The following is an 11763-nucleotide window of genomic DNA, read 5'->3' as shown; positions in this document are numbered from 1 at the left end:
AAGAGAACCTCACGCCGCGGCCGATGCGGCGTGAGGTTCTCTTCGTGCGCCCCGCCCATCGTCGTCCGATCCCGATTCGACCCAGCGCCTCGATTCTACGACGGGCGCGCCGCGCGCCGGTTGATTCGGCGTGTCGCTTGCGCGCAACCGAAGCTCCCGAATTATGCCGTTACCGTGGCGGCTTGACCGGGGTATGACGAGACTCGTTTCTTACAAATGAAAAAGGTGCGCTGATCCGACGCCGTGGGCGGGTTTTTTCGAGCGTTGTTAGTGCCGTGTATGGCCGTGATCGTCAGAATGGATCTATTTTCGTTTGGATTTTTGTTGACGGGTCGGCCGCAGGCGAAAAGCGACTTGCAGGTGAATAGCAGGTAGATCGTAATCCAAGGGGTCGTATATGCTTGATTCCAAAGTTTTGCCTATAGATGCATTCTCTCGTGAAACTTTTGCGAGTGTTTATATTGAGATTATGAACGCAAGAAATTTTAGAATTGGATTTGGCACCGGATTTATTGCGAAATTCGGCGGAGATTTCTATCTTATTACAGCGAGACATGTTTTGCTTGGCGCTTCTGGAAACGAAATTATAGAATTAGAGAATAGCAAGTCTGAATTCATTAACACGAATTGCCACATTATTGGTAGAAATGGAAGTAATTTCTATCTCGAAAACAGGTCTATCCTGTTGGATCTATATGACCGTTCGAGAAATAGAAATTGGAGACAAATGTTTGATTGGGATATTGCGGTTGTCGATATAACCGATAAGGTTTCTGGTGAAGGTTTGGTTCCTGTTGCCATTGATTTGTCTGAAGTAGCAATTCAGGCAGATGCTGATGGCAAGCCGATAAGTGTTTGCGCAGATGATGATTTGCCTGTGGTTGGCTCTGATGTATTCATAGTTGGTTATCCTGGTAATCTTGAATATATAACTGGGAATAGAGCTCCGATATGGAAGCGGGCTTCTATAGCTAGTGAGCCACATCTAGCATTGGATAATCGACCGATTTTCCTTATAGATACTCAAGGAGCCAGTGGGCTGTCAGGAAGCCCGGTTCTTTTTAATGGACCAACCCTTGTATCCCCTTCGGGCCAAAGGCGCGCTTGCGATTATGAGAAGCAGAAATTCCGCTTAGTAGGTATTTATTGTGGGCGCGAGGGGTATGCTCCAGATGCTATTAGTCTATCTATGGGGCGCGTTTTCAAATTGTCCGCCATTCAAAACACGATAATGGAGGCACGGGACGCATAAGCGTACTTTCAAATGAGTTATCCGTCCCGCAGATTTTGTTCCATCAATCGTCCATCTTCAGGGCGGCGATGAACGCCTCCTGCGGGATCTCCACGCGCCCGAACTGGCGCATGCGCTTCTTGCCTTCCTTCTGCTTGTCCAGAAGCTTGCGCTTGCGCGAGATGTCGCCGCCGTAGCACTTGGCGGTCACGTCCTTGGACAGCGCCCGGATGGTCTCGCGGGCAATGATCTTGCCGCCGATCGCCGCCTGGACCGGGATCTGGAACAGGTGGCGCGGGATCAGATCTTTCAGCTTCTCGCACATCGCCCGGCCGCGGCTCTCGGCGCGCGAGCGGTGGACGAGCATCGAGAGGGCGTCGACCGGCTCGGCGTTGACGAGGATCGACATCTTCACGAGGTCGCCCTCGCGGTAGTCGGAGACGTGGTAGTCGAATGAGGCGTAGCCCTTCGAGATCGACTTCAGCCGGTCGTAGAAATCGAACACCACCTCGTTGAGCGGCAGGTCGTAGACGACCATGGCCCGCTTGCCGACGTAGTTGAGGTCGATCTGGATGCCGCGCCGGTCCTGGCAAAGCTTCAAGACGCCGCCGAGATACTCGTCGGGGGTGAGGATCGTGGCGCGGATCCACGGCTCCTCGACGGTCTCGATCTTCATCGGGTCCGGCATGTCGGCCGGGTTGTGCAGTTCCTTGAGCTCGCCGTCGCGCATCATCAGGCGGTAGACGACCGACGGCGCGGTCGAGATCAGGTCGAGGTTGAACTCGCGCTCCAGGCGCTCCTGGATGATCTCGAGGTGGAGCAGGCCGAGGAATCCGCAGCGGAAGCCGAAGCCGAGCGCGGCCGAGGTCTCCATCTCGTAGGAGAAGCTCGCATCGTTGAGGCGCAGCTTGCCCATGGCGCCGCGCAGGTTCTCGAAGTCGGCGGCGTCCACGGGGAAGAGGCCGCAGAACACCACCGCCTGGACCTCCTTGAAGCCCGGCAGCATCTGCGTGGTCTGGCGCTTGTCCTCGGTGATGGTGTCGCCGACGCGGGTGTCGGCCACCTCCTTGATCGAGCCGGTGAAGAAGCCGACCTCACCGGGTCCGAGTTCGCCGATATCGGCCATCTTCGGGCGGAACACGCCGATGCGGTCGACGCCGTAGGCGGCATCGGCCCCCATCATGCGGATGGTCATGCCTTTTTTCAGCACGCCGTCGACGATGCGCACGAGCACGACGACGCCGAGATAGACGTCGTACCAGGAATCGACCAGCAGCGCCTTCAGCGGCGCCTCGCGGTCGCCCTTGGGCGGGGGCAGGCGCTTGACGATGGCCTCCAGCACCGCCTCGATGTTGAGGCCGGTCTTGGCCGAGATCGGCACGGCCTCGGAGGCGTCGAGGCCGATCACCTCCTCGATCTGCTCCTTCACCCGGTCGGGCTCGGCGGCCGGGAGATCGACCTTGTTGAGGACGGGCACGATCTCGTGGTTGGCGTCGAGCGCCTGGTAGACGTTGGCGAGCGTCTGCGCCTCGACGCCCTGGCTGGCATCGACGACGAGGAGCGAGCCTTCACAGGCCGCGAGCGAGCGCGAGACCTCGTAGGCGAAGTCGACGTGGCCGGGCGTGTCCATCAGGTTGAGGACGTAGTCCTGCCCGTCCTCGGCCTTGTATTCGAGGCGGACGGTGTTGGCCTTGATGGTGATGCCGCGCTCGCGCTCGATATCCATCGAGTCGAGCATCTGCTCGCTCATGTCGCGCAGGGCCACGGTGCCGGTCTGCTGGATCAGCCGGTCGGCGAGCGTCGACTTGCCGTGGTCGATATGCGCGACGATGGAGAAGTTGCGGATGTTGTCGATGGTGCGGGTGGTCATCAGGGTCTCCGGCACGGCGAACCCGTTGCGGGCTGGCGCGGCGCACGGCAGGTCTGTCGGGATTGGCCGGGGCGGGAATAGCAGCGGCGGGCACGCGCGCCAAGGCGGGGCAGCGCCGCGGGTTGTGCGGTCCCGTCGCGAGCGCCGCTCCTCGACCGCTCAGGCCTCCGGTTGCGGCGCCTCCCCGGCCCGTGCCGCGGCCGCCATCGCCACCAGGGTCTTGCGCAGGCTCCCCATGTCGCGCACCGGCTCGGGATAGGGCACCCGCGCCGTGCGCTCGCCGGCCATCAGGTCGAGCCCCTCCGGGTCGAGCCCGGTGAGGCGCCAGCCGGTGCCCGCCTCGCCGACGCTCGCCGCGTAGAGGGCGAGCGCGTCGGCGTGGTCGGCGTTCATGTGCTCGACGGCGCCGCGCTCGCCCGCCATCACCGCCTCGGCGCCGGCCATGTCGAGCAGCAGTTCCTGCGGCGTCAGGGTCGCCGCCTTGGCGAAGCCTCCGTTGAGATGGCCCGCGCTCGGCGCGAGGGTGAAGAAGCCGAAATCGGGGAAGTCGGCGTAGAGCTTCGCCTTCGGGTGGCGGGCCAGGAAGCGCTCGCGGACCCGCGGCGCGTCGGAGCGCGCGGCGCGGCCCGTCACCGTCAGGCGCGGATGGGCCAGCGGATCGCCCTTGCCGCCCACCGAGAACAGCAGCGAGGCGCGCGGATCCTTGTCGAGGTTGCGCGTGTGCGCCGAGAGCCGCGAGAGCAGCATCAGTGGCGTGCCGTCGCCGTCGGTGGCGATCGTGACGAGGGAGGCGAAGGGGGTGCCGTCGGCGGCGTCGATCGTGGCGAGCGCGCCCGAGCGCACGCTGCGCAGCAGGTGCCGCGCGAGCCCGATCGCGTCGAACGGCGCCTCCGATGCGGGCAGCGGTTCGGCCGGTCCGCGCCGTTCCCCTGCGGACGGCATCGCCTCGTTGGCCATGGAAACAGTTCTCCCGAATTGTGGGACCGAGCATAGCGCGGTGCGGGGCCGGGGCAGAAGAGCCGGCGGACGGGAAGGGCGCGGCGCGTTGTCCGCCCTGTTTCCTCCCCCCGCGGGGCCCTCCGCCGAGCCTGCCGATAAGGCCAAGCTTAGATGGCCGCTCGCTTTTTTCGAACGATGGTCGTAAAGGACGAGACCCACCGCGACGGATGGCGGCCCCCGGTTTGCGGGCGCCGTGCACACCCGCCGCGGGCCCGTATAAGGACGCGCCAGGGGCGGCGCGCGCGCCGTCAAGTCAGGGAAACTGCATGCCCACGATCGCCCTCGTCGACGACGACCGCAACATCCTGACCTCCGTCTCGATCGCGCTGGAGACCGAGGGCTACCGCATCCAGACCTATACCGACGGCGCCTCGGCGCTGGACGGGTTGCGCCACTCGCCGCCGGATCTCGCCATCTTCGACATCAAGATGCCGCGCATGGATGGCATGGAGCTTCTCAGGCGCTTGCGGCAGAAATCGGACCTTCCGGTGATCTTCCTCACCTCGAAGGACGAGGAGATCGACGAATTGTTCGGCCTCAAGATGGGCGCGGACGACTTCATCCATAAGCCGTTCTCGCAGCGCCTGCTGGTCGAGCGGGTCAAGGCGGTGCTGCGCCGCTTCGCGCCGAAGGATGCCTCGCCCGGCGCCGCCGCCCGCGAGGCCGACGCCGCCGCCCGCTCGCTGGAGCGCGGCCAGCTGATGATGGATCCCGAGCGCCACACCTGCACCTGGAAGGGCGAGCCGGTGACGCTCACCGTCACCGAGTTCCTGATCCTCCAGGCGCTGGCCCAGCGCCCCGGCGTCGTGAAGAGCCGCAACGCCCTGATGGACGCGGCCTACGACGATCAGGTCTACGTCGACGACCGCACCATCGACAGCCACATCAAGCGGCTGCGCAAGAAGTTCAAGGTGACGGACCAGAGCTTCGACATGATCGAGACGCTCTACGGCGTCGGCTACCGCTTCAAGGAGGGCTGAGGCGATTTTCCCGCGGTCCCGTCCGTCGATGCTCGCCCCCCTGTCCCGCCAGCCCGATTCCGATGAGGCTCACGCCCGCCGCGGCGTCCTCGCGCGGCTCGTCGGCTCCCTCACCCGCCCGCCGCTGACCTGGCCGCGCGACCTCTGGAACGCGGTCGGCCAGCGCGCCTCGTCGAGCCTGACGCGCCGCATCGTGGTGCTCAACCTCGTCGGGCTGATCGTCCTGCTGTTCGGCTTCCTCTACCTGAACCAGTTCCGCCAGGGGCTGATCCAGGCCCGCGTGCAGAGCCTGCTGATCCAGGGCGACATCATCGCCGGCGCCATCGCCGCCCAGGCCTCCGTCGACACCGACGCGATCCGGGTCGATCCGGACAAGCTGCTGCAGCAGCAGGCCGGCGAGGGCCGTGACCTGGAGGACGACCCCGCCTCGCTCGCCTTCTCGCTCAACCCCGAGAAGGTCGCGCCCCTGCTGCGCCGCCTCGTGACGCCGACCGGCAACCGCGCCCGGGTCTACGACCGCGAGGGGAGCCTGCTGTTCGACACCCGCTCGCTCTACGCCCGCGGCGACATCGCCCGCAGCGACACCGCGGTGAAGCCGCCCAAGCCCAACGTGCTGGAGCGGATCTGGGACTTCATCGGCACCCGCGTCCTCGGCCTCGTCGTCAGCGAGCGCTCGGCCCAGGAGGAGGCGGGGCCGCAGGACGGGCGCGCCTTCCGCGAGGTCCAGGCGGCGCTGAAGGGCTCGCGCGGTACGATCTCCCGGCGCAACGAGCGCGGCGAGACCATCGTCTCGGTGGCGGTGCCGATCCAGCGGGCGGGCTCGGTGCGCGGCGTGCTGATGGTCTCGACCCAGGGGGGCGACATCGACCGGGTGATTGCCTCCGAGCGCTTCGGCCTGCTCCAGGTGTTCCTCGTCGCCGCCGCCGTGATGCTGGTGCTGTCGATCCTGCTCGCGGGCGCCATCGCCGGACCGGTGCGGCGCCTGGCGGATGCCGCCGAGCGGGTGCGCCGGGGCATCAAGTCGCGCCAGGAGATCCCCGACTTCACCAACCGCACCGACGAGATCGGCCACCTCTCCGGCGCGCTGCGCGACATGACCCAGGCGCTCTACCGCCGCCTCGACGCCATCGAGAGTTTCGCCGCGGATGTCAGCCACGAATTGAAGAATCCACTGACATCCCTGCGCAGCGCCGTCGAGACGCTCCCGCTCGCCAAGACCGACGAGTCGCGCGGCCGGCTGATGCAGATCATCCAGCACGACGTGAAGCGCCTCGACCGGCTGATCTCGGACATCTCCGACGCCTCGCGCCTCGACGCGGAGCTCGCCCGCGCGGAGGCGCGCCGGGTCGATCTCGGCAAGCTCCTGACCACCGTGACCTCGGTCGCCAACGAGCGGCGGCGCGGGAACGCGGCGCTGATCCAGTTCGACGTCGAGCGCCCCGGCGCCGAGATCGAGGACCCGTTCCGCATCATCGGCCACGACAGCCGGTTGGGGCAGGTCGTCAACAACCTGCTCGACAACGCCCGCTCGTTCTCGCCGCCCGGCGCCAAGGTGCGGGTGGCGCTGCGCCGCCTCAAGAACGAGGTCGAGTTCGTGGTCGAGGACGAGGGGCCCGGCATTCCCGAGCACGCCCTGGAGCGGATCTTCGAGCGCTTCTACACCGACCGGCCGGAACAGGGTTTTGGCCAGAATTCGGGCTTGGGCCTGTCGATCTCCCGCCAGATCATCCAGGCCCATCGCGGCACGATCCGCGCCGAGAACCGCCCCGGCCCGGCCGACGAGGAGGGGCATCCGACGGTGCGCGGCGCCCGCTTCATCGTCCGCCTGCCCGTGGCCCCCCGGGCCGACCGCTACGGCGACGACGACCTCGCCGCATGAGCGGGGAGGCGGCTCCCGAGGGCGAGCCGACGCAGGCGGCGGCGCAGGAGACCGTTCACGCGAGCTGCGTGCTCCTCGACGAGGCCGGCGTCCTGATCCGGGGCCCGTCCGGATCGGGCAAGTCCGCGCTCTGCCTCGCGCTGCTCGACCGCTTCTTCCTGGAGGGGCGCCACGCCCGCCTCGTCGGCGACGACCGCGTCCGGCTGGAGGCGCATCACGGCCGCCTCGTCGCCCGGCCGCACCCGGCGCTCGCCGGGCTGATCGAGATCCGCGGCCTTGGCATCCGCCGTCTCGCGACCCACGCGCCGGCCGCCGTGCTGCGGCTCGTGGTCGATCTCGTCCCCGAGGCCGAGCGCTTTCCCGAACGCCTGCCCGACAGCGCCGCGTCGGCCCTGCTCCTCGGCGTCGCAGTCCCGCGCCTCGCCCTTGAACCGCGTCATCCGCGCGAATACCTGATTCGCGAGGCGTTGCAGGCCGGCGTGGCAATGCGGACGCACCCGGCCGCTCTCGTGCCCGGCGGCGCCCGCGATGTGTAGCGCGGCTGCCACCTCCGTGTCATGGTAGCGACGTTGCGTTGGTCAAAAGCGACGCGACCCGCTTGCGCTTCACCTTGCGCTGCACAAGATGGCGTCTCCGCTCACAGGGCGTTGGAACACGCTTCGATGATTGGAATGGTGCTCGTCACCCACGGGCTGTTGGCGACCGAGTTCAAGGCCGCTCTGGAGCATGTCGTCGGCCCTCAGAAGCAGGTCGAGACGATCACGATCGGCCCGGAGGACGACATGGAACTGCGCCGCGGCGACATCATGTCCGCGGTCGGTCGGGTCAACTCCGGTCAGGGCGTCGTGGTGCTCACCGACATGTTCGGCGGCACGCCGTCGAACCTCGCCCTGTCGTGTATGAACGGCGGCCAGGTCGAGGTGGTCGCCGGAATCAATCTGCCGATGCTGATCAAGCTCGCCAGCGTGCGCGAGGCCGAGAGCCTCGGCGACGCGGTCCTCCACGCGCAGGAGGCGGGCCGCAAGTACATCAACGTCGCCTCGCGGGTTCTTGCGGGTAAGTAGCCCGGTCGCCCGCCCGCACCGCCTTTTCTTCGCCCCGCTCCCGGCTTAACCACGTCGTCCCGCATCCGGACGGCGCGCATCGACGCGTCGCCGGTCCGTACCGGACGAGCGGGGAGGGAGTGCCAGGGCCGATGGGAGAGAGCGTGGACGGCGAGGTCGAGCCGCAGCCGGAGGTGCCCGAGGGCGGCCTCGTCCGGGTCTTGCCGATCATCAACCGCCGCGGCCTGCACGCCCGCGCCTCGGCCAAGTTCGTGCAGACGGTGGAGCGCTTCGCCGCCGCCGTCACGGTGACCCGCGGCGGCGAGACCGTCGGCGGGCGCTCGATCATGGGCCTGCTGACCCTCGGTGCGGCCAAGGGCACCACCATCGCCGTGGTCGCCGTGGGCGACGACGCGGGCGCCGCCCTCGACGCGATCGAGGCCCTGCTCGCCGACCGGTTCGGCGAGGACGAGTAGTCCCCGGTTTCTCCCGTCATCGCGAGGCGGAGCCGAAGCGATCCAGCGCGCGACCTGTCCGGATCGGGCGCGCCCTGGATTGCTTTCGCTGAGCCTCGCAATGACGGCGAAGACACCGAAGCGATCAACCGGAAACCGTATCAGGCGAGATCGGGATAGAGGTCGCGCCAATCGGGGTTCAGGCGCTCGATCAGGGCCAGCTTCCTGCTTCGTGATCCCGCCTTGATCTGCTTCTCGCGTGCAATGGCTTCGATGATCGTCTCGTACGCCTCGTACCAGACGAGAAGCTTGCAGTCGTAGCGGGCCGTAAAGCCCTTCATCAAGCCTTCCCGATGCTCATGGGCACGGCGCGGAAGGTTCGCGGTGACGCCGGTATAGAGCGTCCCATTGCGGGCGCTCGCCATGATGTAGACGACCGGCTGCCGCATCGATCGCGCCTCGGAATAGGGCCAATGCCGGGCACAATCCTAGCGATCAAATCGGCTGACGTCGCGGTCCTGGATTGCTTCGCTTCGCTCGCAATGACGGCACGGGTCGTCATCTTCGTCATTGCGAGGCGGAGCCGAAGCAATCCAGGGCGCGACGTGAGCCGGAAGAGGTTGCTAGGTCTCGATCATCCATACATCGGCGCAAAGGCTTGAGGCTTCGCCAGGATGGGCGCGAGCGCAGACTACCCGCCCGGAATCGCCAGCGGATTGTCGGTCAGCGCCGCCCGGTCCGGCGTGTCCACGGCCGGCTTGCCCAGGAAGGCGTCCCAGATCCGGCGGACGAAGGCCGGGTCGAGGTCGCGCACGATCAGCACCAGCCGCGAGCGGCGATCCGCGTCGGGCCAGGCCGGCAGCGTCACCGGCGCGTGGACGACGTGCTGCACGCCGTGCACCACGACCGGGCGCTCGGGATCGTCGGCGAGCGCCACGAGACCCTTGAGGCGCAGCAGCTTCGGCCCGTGCGCCGAGCGCAGGAGGTCAAGAAACATCTCGAAGGCCGGGCGCGGGACCGGCGCGTCGCTGGTCAGGTGGAAGGCGCGGATCGCCGCGTCGTGCCGGTTCACGTCGTGATGGTGGGCGTGGCCATGGTGATGACCGTGGTCGTGATCGTGCCCCTCGGCGCCGAGCCACGCCCGCACGTCCTCGCCCTTGCTCGCCCCCCGGCCGTCGAGGCCGAACAAGCCGCCGAGCAGGTGCTCCGCCGGCACGTCGGGTCCGTGGATCCGCGCGCCGGGATTGAGTGCGGCGAGCCGCCGGGTGAGCGCCTCGGCCCCGGCGCCGGGGAGATCGGCCTTGGTCACCACGAGATGGTCGGCCACCGCCGCCTGCCGCAGGGCCTCGGGATGCGCGTCGAGGGTGCCGGCGCCGTTGACCGCGTCGATCACGGTCACCACCCCCTGCAACTGGAAGCGGATCGCCAGGTAGGGGTGATAGATCAGCGCATGGAGGATCGGTGCCGGGTCGGCCAGCCCCGTGGTCTCGATCACCACCCGGCGGAACGGGTTGATGCGGCCGTTGTCGCGGCGGCGCAGAAGGTCTTCGAGGGTCGAGATCAGGTCGCCGCGCACGGTGCAGCACAGGCATCCGGCCCCGAGCAGGATCATCCCCTCGTCGACCGTCTCGATCAGCAGGTGGTCGAGCCCGACCTCGCCGAACTCGTTGACGATCACCACCGTGTCGGCGAGCGCCGGATCGCCGAGCAGGCGGTTCAGCAGCGTGGTCTTGCCCGCGCCGAGGAAGCCCGTGAGCACGGTGAGGGGGATCGGCTCGGGGCGGCCGGGTTGTTCGGGGTGGGACATCGTGGGATCGCAGTCTGTGGCTCGGCACCGATATGACGGTGCCGGCCGCCCGCGAAAACCCCTTACGACTCGCCGTTCTTCGCCTTCTTGTCCGCCTTCTTCGCGGCGGGCTTGGCGTCCGGCTTCGCGTCAGACTTGGCCTCGGGCTTCTTCGCCGCCGGCTTGTGCGCCGCCTTCGCCGCGGGCTTGGCGGCCTTCGGCTCGGACTCGACCGCGGTGTAGGCGCTGGTCGCGGCCGGCATCCCCTTGTCCTTGCCGGCGGTCTTCGTGGCGGGCTTGGGCGCCGTCACTGCGGCGGCGCGGGCCTTGGCGGCCTTCTCCGAGGCGGCCTGCTTGGCGGCCTCCCGGGCCGCGTCCTTGGCGGCCTTGGCCTCGGCGCGCTTGCGCTGGGCGGTCTCGAGGGCGGCCTGCCGGGCCGCCTGCTTGGCGGCCTGCGCCTCCTGCTCCTCGCGGGCGAGCGCCATCGCGCCTTCCGTCGGGCTGCTGCCGATCCAGACCGGGATCGGCTGCAGCGGCGCCCGCGGCGGCAGGGTGCGGCCGCGGACATTGGCGTTGCTGAGCGCGGCGAAGGCGAGGTTCGAGGCGTCGGGCGTGGCCGAGCCGAGGAGCCGGGTCGTCGCGCTGTCGGCGCCGGGGCCGCTCGCGGTCAGGGCACCGGGACCCTCGTCCACCGGCATCGGCTTGCGCTTGTCGCAGATGTAGGGCCGCATGTCCGGCGGGGCGGCGATGCCGGAGGGCGGCAGCGATTCGAGCGTCGGCGCGGTCCAGCCCGCCGACTGGGCGAAGCCGTAATCGAACAGGTCGGCGGCCTTGATATCGCGCTCGCGGGCGCTCGGCTGGCCCATCACCACCGCGATGATGCGCCGGCCCCCGCGGGTCGCGGTCGCCACCACGTTGAAGCCGCCCGAGCAGATGAAGCCGGTCTTCATCCCGTCGGCCCCGGGATAGCGCCCGAGCAGGCCGTTGTGGTTGGCCATCACCGCCCGGCCGAACTGGATCGCCGAGATCGAGAACAGGCCCTGCTGGTTGGGGAAGTCGCGCATCAGCGCGCGGGCGAGGATCGCCATGTCGCGGGCGCTCGTCCACTGCCGCGGCTCGGGCAGGCCGTTCGGGTTGTACCAGCGGCTCTCGCGCATGCCGATCCGGTGCGCGGTCTCGTTCATCATGTCGGCGAAGCCCTCGACGGAGCCGGCGAGCCCTTCGCCGATCGCCCATGACACGTCGTTGGCCGACTTGACCATGATGATCTTGAGGGCGTTGTCGAGGGTGATCTGCGTGCCCGGCTTGAAGCCCATCTTCGAGGGCGGCTCGGCGGCGGCTGCGGCCGAGATCGTCAGCAGCGTGTCGAGGGAGACCTTGCCCTGGCGCACCATGTCGAGGGCGACGTAGGTCGTCATCAGCTTGGTGACGGAGGCCGGATACCAGGGGTCGGTCGCGCCCTGGCTGTAGATCACCTTGCCGGTTTCGGCATCGGCGCCGATCCTCGTCGCCGATGCCGA

The 11763-nt window shown here is 67.6% G+C and carries 11 protein-coding genes; 6 read left to right on the top strand and 5 right to left on the bottom strand.

The window, feature by feature from the left end:
* Positions 1 to 397: 397 nt before the first annotated feature.
* A complete protein-coding gene (locus MFF42_RS01630) occupies positions 398 to 1252 on the top strand; it encodes a S1 family peptidase (protein WP_238254007.1) in 855 nt (284 codons plus the stop codon).
* Positions 1253 to 1295: 43 nt separating this feature from the next.
* On the opposite strand, the gene lepA is transcribed toward MFF42_RS01630, so the two are convergent.
* The gene (gene lepA, locus MFF42_RS01625) at positions 1296 to 3101 is read right to left on the bottom strand and encodes a translation elongation factor 4 (RefSeq protein WP_238254006.1); all 1806 of its coding nucleotides are present in this window, start codon (positions 3099 to 3101) and stop codon (positions 1296 to 1298) included.
* Between the two features lie 159 nt (positions 3102 to 3260).
* Complete coding sequence (locus MFF42_RS01620) at positions 3261 to 4058, bottom strand: HugZ family pyridoxamine 5'-phosphate oxidase (protein WP_238253998.1); 798 nt, start codon at positions 4056 to 4058, stop codon at positions 3261 to 3263.
* Between the two features lie 308 nt (positions 4059 to 4366).
* Here MFF42_RS01620 and MFF42_RS01615 point away from each other — a divergent pair, with 308 nt between their 5' ends.
* The 5 genes from MFF42_RS01615 to MFF42_RS01595 all read left to right on the top strand — a co-directional run bounded on the left by MFF42_RS01615 (position 4367) and on the right by MFF42_RS01595 (position 8478).
* A complete protein-coding gene (locus MFF42_RS01615) occupies positions 4367 to 5080 on the top strand; it encodes a response regulator transcription factor (RefSeq protein ID WP_183436753.1) in 714 nt (237 codons plus the stop codon).
* A gap of 28 nt (positions 5081 to 5108) precedes the next feature.
* Positions 5109 to 6959, top strand: coding sequence for a sensor histidine kinase (locus MFF42_RS01610; RefSeq protein WP_238253996.1), 1851 nt, complete (start codon positions 5109 to 5111; stop codon positions 6957 to 6959).
* The gene (locus MFF42_RS01605; RefSeq protein ID WP_238253995.1) at positions 6956 to 7495 is read left to right on the top strand and encodes an HPr kinase/phosphorylase; all 540 of its coding nucleotides are present in this window, start codon (positions 6956 to 6958) and stop codon (positions 7493 to 7495) included. Before MFF42_RS01610 ends, MFF42_RS01605 begins: the two co-directional genes overlap by 4 nt.
* Positions 7496 to 7621: 126 nt before the next feature.
* Entirely contained in the window at positions 7622 to 8023 is a 402-nt protein-coding gene (locus MFF42_RS01600; RefSeq protein ID WP_003606016.1) for a PTS sugar transporter subunit IIA, read from the top strand.
* A 131-nt stretch (positions 8024 to 8154) separates the two neighbouring features.
* Complete coding sequence (locus MFF42_RS01595; RefSeq protein WP_238253993.1) at positions 8155 to 8478, top strand: HPr family phosphocarrier protein; 324 nt, start codon at positions 8155 to 8157, stop codon at positions 8476 to 8478.
* A gap of 140 nt (positions 8479 to 8618) precedes the next feature.
* On the opposite strand, the gene MFF42_RS01590 is transcribed toward MFF42_RS01595, so the two are convergent.
* The 3 genes from MFF42_RS01590 to MFF42_RS01580 form a co-directional block, all read right to left on the bottom strand.
* Positions 8619 to 8906, bottom strand: a complete 288-nt coding sequence (locus tag MFF42_RS01590; RefSeq protein ID WP_238253991.1) for a GIY-YIG nuclease family protein — start codon at positions 8904 to 8906, stop codon at positions 8619 to 8621.
* Between the two features lie 242 nt (positions 8907 to 9148).
* Positions 9149 to 10264 carry a CobW family GTP-binding protein gene (locus MFF42_RS01585; protein WP_238253989.1) on the bottom strand — a complete coding sequence of 372 codons (1116 nt, stop codon included), beginning with the start codon at positions 10262 to 10264 and terminating at the stop codon, positions 9149 to 9151.
* Positions 10265 to 10326: 62 nt separating this feature from the next.
* On the bottom strand, positions 10327 to 11763 hold a 1437-nt coding region (locus tag MFF42_RS01580), incomplete at its 5' end, for a D-alanyl-D-alanine carboxypeptidase family protein (protein ID WP_238253987.1).

Origin of the sequence: Methylorubrum podarium, from assembly GCF_022179745.1 — a bacterium.
In the GTDB taxonomy this organism is placed as follows: Bacteria; Pseudomonadota; Alphaproteobacteria; order Rhizobiales; family Beijerinckiaceae; genus Methylobacterium; species Methylobacterium podarium.
Note: the sequence above shows the minus strand (reverse complement) of the source record. Positions and strands in the feature narration are given on the sequence as shown.